Source organism: Pedobacter cryoconitis, from assembly GCF_014207135.1.
Taxonomy (GTDB): Bacteria; Bacteroidota; Bacteroidia; order Sphingobacteriales; family Sphingobacteriaceae; genus Pedobacter; species Pedobacter cryoconitis_D.
Map to the genome: position 1 here is coordinate 131,140 of NZ_JACHCC010000012.1, position 15,362 is coordinate 146,501.

The following is a 15,362-nucleotide window of genomic DNA, read 5'->3' on the forward strand; positions in this document are numbered from 1 at the left end:
AATGACAGCGCAATAGCATTGCAAACTAGCGGACGCACTTGTTGCAGACACCTTTGACGATCAGATTGACCTCTTCAGACTTAAAACCTTCCGGTAATGCAATTTGTGGGATATGGTGTTTAGGCAGGCAGGAAGTTTCCTTGCAGGTATTACAATAAAAGTGAACATGCAGGTCATGATGATGGCCTGCTTCGCAATCATTCTCGCATAAAGCATATTTGGTCGCCCCCGAACCGTCATCGATACTATGGACCAGACCTTTTTCTTCAAATTTCTTTAAAGCACGGTATAAAGTAATCCTGTCTGAAGGATCCAATCCTTTCTCCAGATCAGTCAGACTGATTGCGGCTGTTTGTTTCAATAGGAAATCCAGAACCAATAACCGCATTGCAGTAGGGTTGATGTCTTTTTGCGTCAGGATATTCTCTATGTTTTCAGTCATGATCAGATTTTGTTGTTGCAGGACGTGAATAGTTCAAAAAAAAAGTACCGCGACCCAAAGATCGCGATACTTTATAAAACTGACAGATTATTTCAGTAAATTATTCGTAAAATCTGTTAACCCCGTTCTCTGTTACCTCTTCCGTTACCATGGTTCCCTCTGTCTCCATGATCGTTTCCTCTTCCCCAGCCGTTATGGTTTCCATTATCCCTGTGACCATTTCCTCTGTCCCATCCGTTATGATTACCATTGTCTCTGTGGCCGTTTCCTCTGTCCCAGCCATTATGATTACCACGGTTATAATTTCTTCTGTCTACAGTGCGGTAATTATTTGTTACATACTGTGTTCTGTAATAATTATGTCTTCTCCACGGATTTGCATAGTTGTTGATGACTACTTTTCTTCCACCATATAAATCGTAACCTCTGTATCTCGAAGGTAGTGAACGTGCATATATCCATCTGCTTCCACTTAAATAAACAAACTGTCTCGTTGGTACACAATAATAACTATCCACATCAGGCAGGTAATAATAATCTACATGATTGTAGCCCCTTGGGCCCCATTGCGGTTGTGAACCAATGTTAATACTCAAACTCACCTGCGCTTTAGCCGCTGGTGCAGCTGCAAGGGTGGCAATCCCGATAGCAACTATTAAAAGTAATTTTTTCATAATAACTCAAATTTGTGTGTGTATATGAATTGTCAAAGTTTGTGCCAGTATTATAATTGCTCCCTAAATCTGCTGGCATAAACTTATTTGGTTATATTTGTGAGACAGTAATTCACCATGTTTTTTAATTTATTGCCTTTAAATGAGTACGAAAACTGCTATTTCTCCCTCAGCATATGAATTGGTATCCGGCTTAGAAATTCACGTTCAGTTAAATACACAATCAAAAATATTTTCTTCGGACAGCGCTGCGTTTGGCGCTAAACCCAATGCCCATATTTCTCCCGTTTCACTGGCTTTACCAGGTGCATTGCCAAAAATGAATAAAGAGGTAGTGGGGAAAGCAATCCGGATGGGACTTGCTCTTCACTGTACTATTAATCAGACGAACTACTTCGACAGGAAAAATTACTTCTATGCCGATCTTCCCAAAGGTTATCAGATCACGCAGGATAATAAACCGGTTTGTCAGAATGGGTACATTGACCTTGTACTGAGTGATGGCTCGACAAAAAGGATAGGGATTAACCGTATCCATATGGAAGAAGATGCTGGTAAAAGTCTGCACGATCAGGATGATAACTATTCTTTTGTTGACCTGAACAGAGCAGGAGTACCCCTGATCGAAATTGTGACAGAACCAGATATCCGTTCTGCTGAAGAAGCTTCAGTTTTACTGACCGAACTGAGAAAACTGGTAAGGCACTTAAACGTAGGTGACGGGAATATGGAAGAAGGTAGTTTTCGCTGTGATGCCAACATTTCAATCCGTGAAAACGGAACTACAGATTTTGGTACCCGTTGCGAAGTGAAAAATCTGAATTCTATCCGTAATGTGCGCAGGGCGATGGAGTTTGAATTTAATCGCCAGCAGGAGATCATTTCGGGCGGAGGTACAATTATTCAGAGTACGCTTACTTTTGATGCCGATCAGGGAACGACCGCACCAATGCGGACTAAAGAGATGGCTAATGATTACCGTTATTTTCCGGATCCCGATCTGCCACCTTTATATATATCAGATGAATGGCTGGCTGCTTTAAAAGCAGAAATGCCCGCATTGCCCAATGAAATTACAGCAAAACTTAGGGCAGATTTTGGTCTGAGTAATGCTGAGGCCGTTCTTTTTACAGAAGATACTGCATTGCTCGATTACCTCAATGCAGGCCTGAATCTGGTCAGAAGTCCTAAAAGTCTGATTAACTGGCTTACCGGGCCGATTAGGGCATTATTGAATGAGCAACACCTGACTATATCCGGATTTGAAGTTAAACCTGCACAGCTTGCTGCAGTCATTAATCTGGTCGAAGACAAAAAAATAACGCAGCAGATTGCTTTGCAGCAACTGATCCCGGCTATTCAGAAGGCCCCCGGATCAGATGCAGCTGATCTTGCCGGACAACTCAACCTGCTGATCGTGGAGAACAATAATGAGCTTTCTGATTTCGTTGATCAGGTAATAGAAAAGTTCAAACCACAGGTGCAGGCTTATAAATCCGGTAAAAAAGGAGTTCTCGGACTTTTTGTAGGCGAGGTGATGAAGCTGGCCAGGGGTAAGGCAGATCCACAGAAGATCAATGAACTACTGCTTGAAAAATTAAAATAACAATACCTTTATAAAGTATAAGGATAATGAAGACATTAATAACCACACAAATGAATAAGATAGCCACTCTTTTAGTCGTATGCGCTGCATTTGTTGCCTGTAAAGACAATACCAAATTTGAAATCAGCGGTAAGTTTGAACATGCCAAACCACAGACAAAAGTTTATTTATATGGAATTAATAAAGCCAGTGAGACAGCATTGGATTCCACTGTATTATCTAATAAGGGAGAATTTAAGTTTAGCAGAAGTACTCCTGAAGTAGATTTCTTCAGAATCAAGATTGACAACAGTGAATACATGCTGATTGCGAAAAATGGTGATATGATCAAACTGGAAGCAGATCTGACAGATAAGACATTAGCCTATAAGTTATCTGGTGCTGCCGAAGCAGATAAACTGGAAGAGCTGAATAAAAATAAAAATGAATATGTTGCTAAAATTGCAGCTATACAGGCACAGTTCGAAGAGAATGTAACCAGCCAGCCACAAAACAGAGAGGCGATAGCCAACCAGATGAGACCTGCTTTAATTAAAGAAAATGAAGGTCTGGTAAATTATATTTTGAAATTCGCGATGGACAATACCAATTCACTGGCTGGATTTTATGCCATTAATTCTTTAAACCCGAGTGATTATGAAAAGGAATTAATTGCCTATTCAGAAAAAATCAAAAGCAATTTTAATAAAAATGAAGCTGTCACAGACTTTCTGGTAAGAATGGCGAAATTAAAATCTGTACAGATTGGTCAGCTTGCTCCCGATTTCACCATGAATACAATCGATGGTAAAACCGTTAAACTATCAGATTTAAGAGGTAAATACGTTTTACTTGACTTTTGGGCTTCGTGGTGTCAGCCATGCAGACAGGAAAATCCAAATGTCGTAAAGGTTTATAATAAGTATAAAGACAGAAAGTTTACGATCCTTGGTATATCCCTGGATAAAGACCCGGTTGCATGGAAACAGGCAGTAATTGCTGACGGATTGACCTGGACACACGCCAGCGAATTAAAAGATTTTGAAAGTCCTACAGTAAGAATGTATCAGGTTGAGGCTATTCCAAGCTCATTTATACTGGATCCTACAGGTAAAATTATAGCTAAAAACCTTAGAGCAGAAGAACTCGATCAGTTTTTGAATAAAACTTTACGTTAACCCTAATTCAATGTTAAACTATGAGGTGTCGTTAACAATTTGTTAACCCATGTTTAACCTAGTTATGCAAATGATTACTTAATTTCGTAACAAATATTTAAACACATGAGCGCCGTAAAACAAAAGATTCTGATAATTGATGATGAACCTGATATTTTAGAGTTAGTTGAATACAATCTTAAAAAAGAAGGTTACCAGGTTTACCTTGCCAGTAACGGACAGGATGGGATAGCGGTTGCAAAGAAAGTGCATCCTGATTTGATTATACTGGATATCATGATGCCTAAAATGGATGGAATTGAAGCCTGTCGTCTGATGCGTGCTATTCCTGAATTTAAAAACACATTTATGGTTTTCCTTACAGCCAGAAGTGAAGAGTATTCTGAAATTGCTGGTTTTAACGTAGGTGCAGATGACTATATAGCTAAACCAATTAAGCCCCGTGCCCTGGTTAGCCGTATTAATGCGATCCTCAGAAGAAACGTAAGTAATGACGAGATTTCAGAAAACAAAGTTGAAATCGGTGATCTGGTTATTGACAGAGAGGCATATCTTGTTTATCAGAGCGGGCAGAAAGTAGTATTGGCAAAGAAAGAATTTGAATTGCTGTATCTGCTGGCTTCTAAACCTGGTAAGGTATACACCCGAGAGTCTATCCTGAAAAATATCTGGGAAGATTCAGTAGTGGTAACTAACCGGACTATAGATGTGCATATCCGTAAGTTAAGAGAAAAATTAGGAGAAACCTACGTCGCAACTGTAAAAGGTGTGGGCTATAAATTCGAACTTTCTTAATCATTTACATTCTTATTTCAAATGGTATGGGATGAAATTGTACTTTTGTACTGTTTTATAAATCCACACCATTGAAATATCCTTCATTCAAAGACCTCATTTTATTCGAAGACGATAATCATATCGTTGTTAATAAGCCGCCATTTGTAGCCTCATTAGACGAGCGTGGCGGCTCCGGAGAAGTTAATATACTTCGCCTTGCCAAGCAATATTCGCCTGATGCACAAGTTTGTCACCGTTTAGACAAAGAAACTTCAGGCGCTATTATAATTGCTAAAAACCCGGAAGCTTACCGTTCTGTATCTATGCAGTTCGAAAAACGAAAAGTTAAAAAGACGTATCATGCCGTTGTTGACGGGTTGTTTACCTTTAATGAACTTTTTATAGACCTGCCGATCTTAAATGACGGAAACAGGAGTGTAACCATTGATCGTAAAGAAGGGAAACGGGCAGAAACCATTTTTAATTCCATCAAATTTTACAGGCATTATACCTTAATGGAATGTAAGCCAATTACAGGGCGTATGCACCAGATCAGGATTCACCTGGCTACCCAGCGTGCTGCAATTTGTGGAGATACACTATATAAAGGTAAACCTGTTTTTCTTTCCAGTATCAAAAAAGGATACCGCATTGCGAAAGATGACGAGGAACAGCCTATTATGAAACGTTTTGCCCTTCATGCAAAACATGTGATATTTAAAGGACTGGATGGTGAGGACATTGAAATCGATGCGCCTTATCCGAAGGACTTTGCTACGCTGATTAAATTATTAGATAAATTCGATTGCTAAATACCCAATAGAATGTACGTAAGACTGGTCAACTATCTCGATACCCTCAATCAATACCGAAGGACAAAAATTTCCAACAGAAATTTCCTCGTGATCGCGGCCCTGATAGTTGGCGTTTTAGCCGGACTTGCTGCCGCGCTGCTGAAAACCATTACCCATCATATTGAAGATTTCCTGCAGGATGGTTTTCACTGGCAATACAAGTACTATTTATTCCTGGTATTCCCGTTTATAGGGATATTACTTTCTGTGATGTACGTCAGGCGTTTTATCCGGAAGGGGAAATTTGAAACTGGTTTAACCCCTTTACTCTACACGATTTCCAAAAAATCAAGCAGGGTAGAACCCCATAATATCTATTCCCAGATCATCACTGCTGCGTTAACTGTAGGTTTCGGTGGTTCAACCGGGCTGGAAGCACCAATTGTAACCAGTGGAGCTGGGATTGGTTCTGTCGTAGGACGCTTTTTAGGGCTCTCTTACCGTGAAACTACCATGTTGCTGGCCTGTGGTGCTGCTGCGGGTATTGCGGGCGCATTTAACAGCCCCATAGCAGGGATAGTTTTTGCTATTGAGATCCTTTTACCTGAATTTACGATTCCGGCATTTATCCCACTTTTACTTTCTTCCGCTACAGCAGCCGTAGTCGCCCGTTTCTTTTATAACGAGCAGCTGTTTTTCCTGGTTACTGAAGGCTGGAAATTTGGTTCACTGATCTGGTATGTGGTACTGGCTGTTCTGATTGGTCTTTTCTCCATGTATTTTACCAAAGCCAACTATTTCATCAAGGGAGCGTTTTATAAAATCAAACATCCTTATCAAAAAGTAGTAGTAGGTGGTATTGTACTGGGCGCCATGGTATTTTTATTTCCTACTTTATACGGGGAAGGTTATGTGACCATTAAAAATCTTTTAGGTGGAAATTATACTGCTGTAATTACCAATAGTATATTCTCTGCTTATAGTAATATTCCTACAGTTGTTATTTTATTTACTGCGATTACTGTCTTTGCCAAATCCGCTGCGACCCTGGTTACTTTAGGTGCCGGAGGTAACGGAGGTATTTTTGCACCCAGTTTAATTATGGGTGGGCTGATTGGTTTTCTGCTTGCCTTTACCATCAATACCCTGGGGATTGCTCACGTGAATGTTTCTAATTTTATTGTTGCTGGCATGGCCGCTTCCCTGAGCGCGATTATGCATGCTCCGTTAACAGGGATATTTCTGATTGCTGAGATTACTGGCGGATATGTTTTAATGGTGCCTTTAATGATTACTTCAGCACTGGCTTACCTGATTAACAGAAGCACCAATAAATATTCAATTTATACCAAGCCACTGGCTGAAAGCGGTGAATTGATGTCCCACGAAGATAAGGATACCACTGTGCTGCATATGATGAAGCTGAAATACCTGGTAGAGAAGGATTATCTCGTGTTAAATGAAGAGGAGACTATTGCTGAAAAACTGCCTGAAATCCTGCAGTCTAAAAGAAATATATTTCCGGTAGTTGCTGAAGATAAGTCTTTCAGGGGGCTGATTTATGTGGAAGACGTCTTGAGAAAAGCAATTAATAATCCTTCTAATGTTGATTTAACAGTCCTTGACCTGATGCAGGCAGCTCCCGAACTGGTTTACATTAACGATTCCCTTAAAGTTGTGCTGAAGAAAATGGAAAAAGAGAACGCCTGGTTATTACCTGTTCTGAATGAACAGGACGAGTACATCGGTTTCGTTTCTAAAACAGCAGTGTTTAATAAATATAGATCTTTATTGAGCCGTCAGGCCGATTATATGGAGTAATCAGCTCTTTTGATTTCGAAAACCATCAGTGCTGATTTTTTTTCGATTTCTTTCGTAGCCCTTCACAAGTCTTTTATCCCGTAAATAAGCATACATTAGAGAATAATTTAATTATCAATATTAGAATTCTCTAATGTACATACACATATAGATTATGCGGTCTATCTTTGTTGAAAAAATGCTATGAAGATTTTAGTGATTGAAGACGAGCCCAAAGTTGCAGCATTTATAAAAAAAGGGCTTGAAGAACAGCTTAATCTTGTTACGGTTGCTTATGATGGTAATATGGGCTTAAAAATGGCCCTTGAAAATGACTATGAACTCATTATACTCGATGTTGTTTTACCATACATTAACGGACATGAGGTTTGTAAACAAATCAGACAGTTTAAGAAAGAAGTACCTATTCTGATGCTTTCCGCATTAAATACAGTAGATGATAAAGTTCAGGGTCTGGAAAACGGCGCCGATGATTATCTGACTAAACCTTTTCACTTTGCCGAATTACTGGCACGTATCAAAGCCCTGGGCAGACGCCGTGACCAGGTGTTGCCGGGCACCATTTATAAAATAGATGACCTGGAGATGGACTGTTACAAAAAAACAGTTATCCGTAATGGGAAAGCTATATTCCTGTCCGCTAAAGAATTTACCCTGCTTGAGGTACTGATGGCCAATAAAGACCGTGTGCTTTCCAGGGTTTATATTGCCGAAGCAGTCTGGGGAATTTCGTTTAACAGAGGTACTAACCTGATTGATGTTTATATTAACTATCTGCGTGCAAAAGTAGACAGGGGATATGCGAAACAATTAATACATACTGTAATTGGTATGGGATATATCATTAAAGACTGATCATTTTGCAAAAGCGGGTACACCTCATGAAAGTTAAAAACAGGCTATCTCTGCAGTTTACATTTATGTTTGCTATCCTGTTGCTGGTAGTATTAACAGGTATCTATGTATTTGTCGAGCATAACCGCGTAAAATCTTTTATCACTAAATTAGATGAGCGGGCAGTTATTGTAGCCCAGTTCTACCTCGCAGAGGACAATTTATCCAAAGATACTTTCAGAAAAGTCAGTCAGAAATTCCCACAGTCCCTTTCCAGCGAATCCATCCGGATCTACGATGATAAATTTCAGCCTAAATTTATACCTGAAGGTTCTGTTGGCTGGAAACGCAGTTTCCTTTCACAAGTAGTTAAAAGAAAGATTCTCCATGCCAGACAGGGTGAAATGCAGATTACCGGAATCTACTATCCGGATAACTCGGGGAACTTCATTATTGTCGTTTCGGCAATTGATGAAAGAGGTTTGCAGGATATGGAACAGTTAAGACTGATCATCTCCGTGTTTTTTATCACTTCCCTTTTCATTACATTTTTTATCGGCCGTGTTTTTGCCAATATCTCCATTTTTCCAATTGTAAAGATAACAGACAACCTCAAAAGGATCAGGGCATCAAGTTTACATCACCGTTTACCTATCAATATTTCAAAAACAGATGAAATTGATAATCTGTCTTCTACTATAAATCAGCTGCTCGAACACCTGGAGCAGTCTTTCGAAAACCAGAAATCTTTTGTGGCCAATGCCTCACATGAGCTCAGGACACCTATTACCTCCATTTTGGGAGAAGCAGAGATCACTCTGGTTAAAGAGCGCAGTCCCGCAGAATATAAACACACCCTCGAAGAAATCGTCAGCAGTGTGGAAAGACTGAATTACATTATTGACAGTTTAATGGAGCTGATGCAGACCAATCTGGATAATAAAGATTTCCAGTTAATCCGCGTTGATGAGCTGATCTGGGAGATTGTAGATGAACTGGCTTTCAGGACACATGTTGAAAATATAAAGGTGGCATACGATTTTACTATAGAACAGTCCAGGATTACCTTATTGGGAAACCGACAGCTGCTGTTTATTGCCATTAGTAATATCCTTAAAAATGCGGTTAAATTTTCAGAAGACAAAGAAGTATACTGTACAGTGAGTAATAACAACAGCCATGTGATTATTACTATCAAAGACAGTGGAATTGGGATTGCCGAGAGTGACCTGAATAAAATATTCCAGCCCTTTTACCGCTCCAGCAATGCAATGGGTTTTCCTGGTTATGGGATTGGGCTTTCACTGACAAATAATGTAGTCCGGTTACATAACGGAAGCATCAATATCAAATCCGAGCTGGGGCAGGGGACTGTTTTTCAATTATATTTGCCTTTAAGTTAAATATTAGGCTGGTATTAGAGAAGTTTAATGTGCTTTTAATAACTATATAATGGTAAATTTAGTGTGTTTTGATATACTTAGCCTAATTTTGTCTCAAATTAATAGAATATGCAATTGAAATTTGTTCGTCCTATATTTCTTATAAATCTATGTCTGTTTTCAAGCATTGGTTTGTTGAAAGCGCAGGATGGTGTGCGTGATACTTTAAGAATAGATATTAAACAGGCCGAAGAGCTGTTTATCAAAAACAACCTGAGCCTTATCGCCAGTAAATATAATATTGATAACGCCAAAGCACAGGTCATTACAGCCCGGTTGTTTGATAATCCCCAGGTTGGTTTTGAAAATGTATTATACAACCCGGATACAAAGAAGTTTTTAGATATGAGTAAGGATGGCGGACAGCAGGCTGCTAATATCTCTCAGCTCTTCCAGACAGCCGGAAAACGTAACAAGAACATACAGTTAGCTAAAATAGGAGTAAAGCAGGCAGAGTACCAGTTTTTTGATATGCTGCGTACATTGAAATACACTTTGAGAACAGATTTCTATAAAATCTATTTTCAGGAGCAATCTGCAAAAGTGTATGCTAAAGAAATTAATTCCCTGGCAAAAACCCTGGTTGGTTTCCAGCAGCAGTATGCTAAGGACAATATCGCTTTGAAAGAGGTCCTTCGTATTCAGTCTCAGTTATATACCCTTCAGTCAGAATTAAATGATCTGAAAGACGGTATTGATGATGTACAAAGTGAATTTAAACTGCTGATCCGTACCGATGCGAGAAAATACATCATTCCGACACTGGACTTTAATCTGGATGGTAAAAGCGTTTTACAGCAGGTTACCTACACTAATTTGCTGGATTCAGCTTATACCAATCGTTATGACCTGAAAGTCTCACAATCAGCGGTAGACTACAGCAACCTGAATTTAAGACTTCAGAAAGCAATGGTAGTGCCCGACATTACCATGTCTGTCACCTACGATAAACAAGGTAGTTATATTAAAAAGTATACCGGATTAGGTATCAGTATTCCGATTCCATTGTTTAACCGTAACCAGGGAAATATCAAACAGGCCAAAATTGCGATAGACGCGAACAAGTTAGCCGTAACCCAGCAGCAGGAACAGATTCAGAGCGATCTGGATAACAGTTACCAGAGTGCTGACAGGCTGGAAAGACTGTATAATAGTTTTGATCCCAAGTTTAAGACAGATTTTAACCATTTAATTGAAGAAGTCTACAAAAACTATCAGAAACATAATATCAGTCTGCTCGAGTTTCTGGATTTCTACGACTCTTATAAAACCAATACGATACAGTTGAATAATCTTCAGTTAAACCGTATCAGTTCGTTAGAGCAATTAAACTACATAACAGGTACTCATTTTTTTAATAAATAATATAATTACTATGTACAAATATAAATTTCTAGCTATTGCAGCTGCTTTGGGTACTTCTGCATTACTATTTCCGGGCTGTACCCGTCACACTGAAGAAAAACCAGTGGATACCAAGTTTCAGGTTACAGACAGCCTGCTGAATAGTTTGCTGATAGATACGGTGAAGCAGGCCAATGCACTATCTGAAATTACACTGACCGGTTCAATTGCACCTGATGAAAACAAGATGGCTAAAATATATCCTATGGTCAGTGGTATTACAGAGAATGTACATGTGTTGCTGGGAGATGTGGTTACCAAAGGCCAGACCCTTGCCGATATGCGCAGTGTGGAAGTCGCAGGTTTCTCTAAAGATATGATCAGCTCTGAAGCAGATTTACGCAATACTAAAAGGATACTGGAATCGACCGAAGATATGTATAAAAGTGGTCTGGCTTCCGGTAAAGACCTGGAGCAGGCAAAATCTGACTATAAGAAAGCTGTGGCAGAAAATAAACGTGCGGGTTCAGTGATGTCGATTAACCAGACCAATAGCCGTGGTTATGTGATTAAAGCACCAATCAGTGGTTATATTGTGGAGAAGAACATTACCAGTAATATGCAGGTACGCGCCGATAACAGCCAGAACCTGTTTACTATTGCCGATTTATCATCTGTGTATATCCTGGTTAATATTTATGAATCAGATATAACCAGTGTACAAACCGGTTACCCGGTTAAAATTACCACCTTGGCTTATCCTGGCAAAGTGTTCAGCGGTAAAATCGATAAGGTCTATAATATGATTGATCCGGACATGAAAGTGATGCGTGCACGCGTTAAAATTGATAACCCGGGTAACTTGCTGAAACCTCAGATGTTTGCCAATGTGGTAGTCAGTGCAAAATCCGATCAGGATCTGCCGGTAATCAATACCAGGGCTATTGTGCTCGATAATGACAAGAATTATGTTGTTGTAAGAGATGGAAAGGCAAAAGTACATATACAACCAATTACGATAAGCAAACGTCTGGAAGACCGTGCTTATATCAGTGCAGGTTTGAAACCAGGTGATCAGATTATTGCTTCGCGGCAGTTATTTCTGTACGAATCTTTGAAAAAGTAATTGATCTTAACAACAAACACAGATGAATAAAGTAATTAAAACTGTACTCACATTTGCCCTGAAGAATAAACTCTTTATATTCTTTATGACATTTTTGTTGCTGGTTGGAGGCTATTTTAGCTTTAAAAGCATCGCTATTGATGCATTCCCCGACGTAACCAATACTTCTGTTACCATTATTACCCAATGGCCAGGCCGGAGTGCCGAGGAGGTCGAGAAATTCGTGACCCGTCCCCTTGAGATCGCCATGAACCCCGCAGAGAAGAAAACAACTATACGTTCATCCTCTCTGTTTGGGCTTTCAGTAGTTAAAATAACCTTTGAAGATGATGTAGACTATGCTTTTGCCCGTCTTCAGATTAACAATCATATCAGCGGTGCTGATTTACCCGATGGGGCAAAACCTGAAGTAGAACCTCCTTACGGACCTACTGGTGAAATCTTCCGCTATACCTTAAGCAGTAATAAAAAATCAGTACGTGAACTGAAAACGCTCGAAGAATGGGTTGTAGAACGCGAAATACGTTCAGTTCCTGGTGTCGCAGATGTGAATAGTTTTGGTGGAGAAACCAAAGCTTATCAGATTACGATTGACCCTGAGAAAGCGGTACAATACGGTGTAACACCTTTACAGGTATTTGATGCCGTATCCAAAAGTAATATTAACGTCGGTGGAGATGTGATAGAGCAGAGCGGACAGGCTTATGTAGTGCGTGGTATCGGTTTACTGAATAACATCAGCGAAATCAAAAATATCATTGTAGATAACGTAAAAGGAACTCCGATTTTTGTTAAAAGCATTGCCGAGGTTTCAGAATCGAGGCTGCCGGCACTGGGTCAGGTTGGCCGCGACGGAGATCCGGATGTGGTCGAAGGCATTGTCGTTATGCGTAAGGGAGAAAATACAAGTGAAGTGATTAAGAACCTGAAGGTAAAAATCAACGAACTAAACAGTACTATTTTACCTGATGGCGTAAAAATCAATACTTTTTATGATCGTGAAGACCTTGTTGATTTTGCTACACACACCGTGTTGCACAATATGGCAGAGGGGATCATTTTTGTAACCGTTATCGTATTCCTGTTTATGGCAGACTGGCGGACAACAGTAATTGTTGCCGTAGTCATTCCATTAGCTTTACTGTTCGCTTTTATTTGTCTCAAATTAAAAGGAATGTCAGCGAACTTACTCTCGATGGGGGCGATTGACTTCGGGATTATCATAGATGGGGCCGTCGTGATGATGGAGGGTATCTTTGTGGTACTGGATCATCGGGCCAAAAAGGACGGCATGGAGAAATTCAATAAGCTGAGTAAGCTTGGAATGATCAAAGAAGCTTGTCTGATAAATGGTAAAGGTATATTCTTTGCAAAATTAATCATCATCATCGGGTTGTTACCTATTTTCAGTTTTGAAAAAGTAGAGGGAAAAATGTTCTCTCCGTTGGCCTGGACTTTAGGTTTCGCTTTATTGGGGGCATTGATTTTAACCTTCACACTGGTACCCGTAATGGCAAGTGTATTGCTGACCAAAAACGTAAGAGAAAAACACAATATTTTTGTAGAATGGATTACCAGAAATTCCATGCGGTTCTTCAATTTATGTTTTAAAAGAAGAAAAGTAGCCTTCCCGATTGCGATCATTGTATTGGCAGTCAGTTTATTCTGCTTTAAGTTTTTAGGAACAGAGTTTTTACCTCAGCTGAATGAGGGCTCTATTTATGTAAGGGCAACCGGGCCGCTCAGTACTTCACTCGAAGAGTCTGTAAAACTGGCCAATGATATGCGTAAAACCTTCAGAAGTTTTTCAGAAGTGAAGCAGGTTATTTCCCAGACCGGTCGTCCCGATGACGGAACAGATGCGACAGGTTTTTATAATATTGAATTCCATGTTGACCTGTATCCGCAGGATGAGTGGAAAAACAAAGAGAGCAAAGCCGAATTGATCGAGCGGATGCAGGAGAAGCTGAAGTTCTTTCCAGGGATAGATCTGAACTTCTCTCAGCCTATATCTGATAACGTAGAAGAGGCCGTATCAGGAGTGAAAGGTTCTATCGTAATCAAATTATTCGGGGATGACTTTAAACTGATTGAAGCTAAAGAAGAAAAGATCTTCAAGATTATGAAAGGAGTAAAGGGGGTAGAGGATTTAGGTATTATGCGTAACCTCGGTCAACCAGAATTACAGATTAATCTGAACCAGGAGAAAATGGCCCTTTATGGGGTAACTACTGCTGATGCCAACGCGGTGATCGAAACAGCTATTGGTGGTAAGGCAGCAACCCAGATTTATGAGGGAGAACGTAAGTTTGACTTACGTATCCGTTACCCTGAAAACTTCAGGAATAATGCTTCTGCCATCGGCGATTTACGTGTGCCAACTTTATCCAATAACAAAGTGCCTCTTCGTGAGATTGCGGACATTAAGAAATTGGTAGGCCCGAGTATGATTTACCGGGATAAACATAAAAGATATGGTGCAATTAAGTTCTCTGTACGTGGACGTGATATGGGTAGTACCATTAAAGAAGCCCAGGATAAAGTGAACGCAGAAGTAAAACTGCCTAAAGGTTATACCATGGAATGGGCTGGTGATTTTGAGAATCAGCAACGTGCCACCACCCGTTTGACACAGGTAGTACCTATCAGTATATTGCTTATTTTCTTTGTCCTGTTTATCCTGTTCGGTACCATCAAAGATTCATTACTGGTCTTAAATAACGTTCCTTTTGCCATTGTCGGCGGCGTATTTGCTTTATTACTTACAGGAATTAACTTCAGTATATCATCGGGTATAGGATTTATCGCGCTGTTCGGAATTTGTGTACAGAATGGAGTAATCCTGATTACGAAGTTTAAATCCAATATCAGGGAAATGCGCTATAATCACCCCGAATGGACATTCATTGACGCTTTGAGACTAGGTGTTGAATCAAGGATCCGTCCGGTTGTGATGACCGCAATGATGGCTGCCATTGGATTGTTACCAGCAGCGATGTCAACAGGTATTGGTTCGGAAACATCTAAACCACTGGCAACAGTAGTTATCGGTGGATTGATTTCAGATACGCTATTTAACCTATTTATATTCCCTATTGTATTCTACTGGGCATATCGCAGGAAACTGACGAAAGTTTAGACTTTCAGACAGTATATGAGGTGTCCGGGATTTCCGGACACCTTTTTTTATGGATCAGGAATTCCATATTCCGGTAGCCACAGTTCTGTTCACATAAGCACTGCAATTTGCAGGTTCCCTGTGAATTGCTTTTTGAACCCCATCACCCAGACGGGCATTTCTTCCATCCATGACCTGTGTAAACAGATAAGATAACACATAGCTAT

Annotated in this window: 13 protein-coding genes; 10 read left to right on the forward strand and 3 right to left on the reverse strand. The window is 39.9% G+C overall.

What is annotated here, in order from left to right; all coding sequences use genetic code 11:
• Window positions 1-25: 25 nt before the first annotated feature.
• Together HDF25_RS21145 and HDF25_RS21150 are read right to left on the reverse strand one after the other, a co-directional pair.
• Window positions 26-442 (reverse strand): Fur family transcriptional regulator, encoded by a 417-nt coding sequence (locus HDF25_RS21145; protein WP_184628391.1) that lies wholly within the window; start codon window positions 440-442, stop codon window positions 26-28.
• Window positions 443-558: 116 nt separating this feature from the next.
• Window positions 559-1,116, reverse strand: a complete 558-nt coding sequence (locus tag HDF25_RS21150; RefSeq protein ID WP_184628392.1) for a hypothetical protein — start codon at window positions 1,114-1,116, stop codon at window positions 559-561.
• Window positions 1,117-1,258: 142 nt separating this feature from the next.
• Here HDF25_RS21150 and gatB point away from each other — a divergent pair, with 142 nt between their 5' ends.
• From gatB to HDF25_RS21200, 10 genes are all read left to right on the forward strand, one after another.
• Window positions 1,259-2,722, forward strand: a complete 1,464-nt coding sequence (gatB, locus tag HDF25_RS21155) for an Asp-tRNA(Asn)/Glu-tRNA(Gln) amidotransferase subunit GatB (RefSeq protein ID WP_184628393.1) — start codon at window positions 1,259-1,261, stop codon at window positions 2,720-2,722.
• A gap of 26 nt (window positions 2,723-2,748) precedes the next feature.
• Window positions 2,749-3,879 carry a TlpA disulfide reductase family protein gene (locus tag HDF25_RS21160; RefSeq protein WP_260409431.1) on the forward strand — a complete coding sequence of 377 codons (1,131 nt, stop codon included), beginning with the start codon at window positions 2,749-2,751 and terminating at the stop codon, window positions 3,877-3,879.
• Between the two features lie 105 nt (window positions 3,880-3,984).
• Entirely contained in the window at window positions 3,985-4,674 is a 690-nt protein-coding gene (locus HDF25_RS21165) for a response regulator transcription factor (RefSeq protein WP_184628394.1), read from the forward strand.
• 71 nt (window positions 4,675-4,745) lie between these two features.
• Window positions 4,746-5,468, forward strand: coding sequence for an RluA family pseudouridine synthase (locus HDF25_RS21170; protein WP_184628395.1), 723 nt, complete (start codon window positions 4,746-4,748; stop codon window positions 5,466-5,468).
• A gap of 12 nt (window positions 5,469-5,480) precedes the next feature.
• Complete coding sequence (locus tag HDF25_RS21175) at window positions 5,481-7,271, forward strand: chloride channel protein (protein WP_184628396.1); 1,791 nt, start codon at window positions 5,481-5,483, stop codon at window positions 7,269-7,271.
• A gap of 183 nt (window positions 7,272-7,454) precedes the next feature.
• Window positions 7,455-8,126, forward strand: a complete 672-nt coding sequence (locus HDF25_RS21180) for a response regulator (RefSeq protein WP_184628397.1) — start codon at window positions 7,455-7,457, stop codon at window positions 8,124-8,126.
• 26 nt (window positions 8,127-8,152) lie between these two features.
• The gene (locus tag HDF25_RS21185) at window positions 8,153-9,508 is read left to right on the forward strand and encodes a sensor histidine kinase (RefSeq protein WP_184628398.1); all 1,356 of its coding nucleotides are present in this window, start codon (window positions 8,153-8,155) and stop codon (window positions 9,506-9,508) included.
• A 108-nt stretch (window positions 9,509-9,616) separates the two neighbouring features.
• Window positions 9,617-10,912: a TolC family protein gene (locus HDF25_RS21190; RefSeq protein WP_184628399.1), complete on the forward strand. Its 1,296-nt coding sequence runs from the start codon at window positions 9,617-9,619 to the stop codon at window positions 10,910-10,912.
• A 10-nt stretch (window positions 10,913-10,922) separates the two neighbouring features.
• The gene (locus tag HDF25_RS21195) at window positions 10,923-12,017 is read left to right on the forward strand and encodes an efflux RND transporter periplasmic adaptor subunit (RefSeq protein WP_184628400.1); all 1,095 of its coding nucleotides are present in this window, start codon (window positions 10,923-10,925) and stop codon (window positions 12,015-12,017) included.
• Window positions 12,018-12,039: 22 nt separating this feature from the next.
• Window positions 12,040-15,156, forward strand: coding sequence for an efflux RND transporter permease subunit (locus HDF25_RS21200; protein ID WP_184628401.1), 3,117 nt, complete (start codon window positions 12,040-12,042; stop codon window positions 15,154-15,156).
• Window positions 15,157-15,210: 54 nt separating this feature from the next.
• Here the strand turns inward: HDF25_RS21200 and HDF25_RS21205 are convergent, their stop codons facing one another.
• Window positions 15,211-15,354, reverse strand: a complete 144-nt coding sequence (locus tag HDF25_RS21205; protein WP_184628402.1) for a hypothetical protein — start codon at window positions 15,352-15,354, stop codon at window positions 15,211-15,213.
• Window positions 15,355-15,362: the final 8 nt, after the last annotated feature.

Excerpts from the sequence above, each read along its gene's own strand:
- HDF25_RS21185 (WP_184628398.1), top strand. The coding sequence starts at position 8,153 with ATGAAAGTTAAAAACAGGCTATCTCTGCAGTTTACATTTATGTTTGCT.
- gatB (WP_184628393.1), top strand. The coding sequence starts at position 1,259 with ATGAGTACGAAAACTGCTATTTCTCCCTCAGCATATGAATTGGTATCC.
- HDF25_RS21180 (WP_184628397.1), top strand. The coding sequence starts at position 7,455 with ATGAAGATTTTAGTGATTGAAGACGAGCCCAAAGTTGCAGCATTTATA.
- HDF25_RS21200 (WP_184628401.1), top strand. The coding sequence starts at position 12,040 with ATGAATAAAGTAATTAAAACTGTACTCACATTTGCCCTGAAGAATAAA.
- HDF25_RS21160 (WP_260409431.1), top strand. The coding sequence starts at position 2,749 with ATGAAGACATTAATAACCACACAAATGAATAAGATAGCCACTCTTTTA.
- HDF25_RS21175 (WP_184628396.1), top strand. The coding sequence starts at position 5,481 with ATGTACGTAAGACTGGTCAACTATCTCGATACCCTCAATCAATACCGA.
- HDF25_RS21195 (WP_184628400.1), top strand. The coding sequence starts at position 10,923 with ATGTACAAATATAAATTTCTAGCTATTGCAGCTGCTTTGGGTACTTCT.
- HDF25_RS21165 (WP_184628394.1), top strand. The coding sequence starts at position 3,985 with ATGAGCGCCGTAAAACAAAAGATTCTGATAATTGATGATGAACCTGAT.
- HDF25_RS21150 (WP_184628392.1), bottom strand. The coding sequence starts at position 1,116 with ATGAAAAAATTACTTTTAATAGTTGCTATCGGGATTGCCACCCTTGCA.
- HDF25_RS21145 (WP_184628391.1), bottom strand. The coding sequence starts at position 442 with ATGACTGAAAACATAGAGAATATCCTGACGCAAAAAGACATCAACCCT.
- HDF25_RS21190 (WP_184628399.1), top strand. The coding sequence starts at position 9,617 with ATGCAATTGAAATTTGTTCGTCCTATATTTCTTATAAATCTATGTCTG.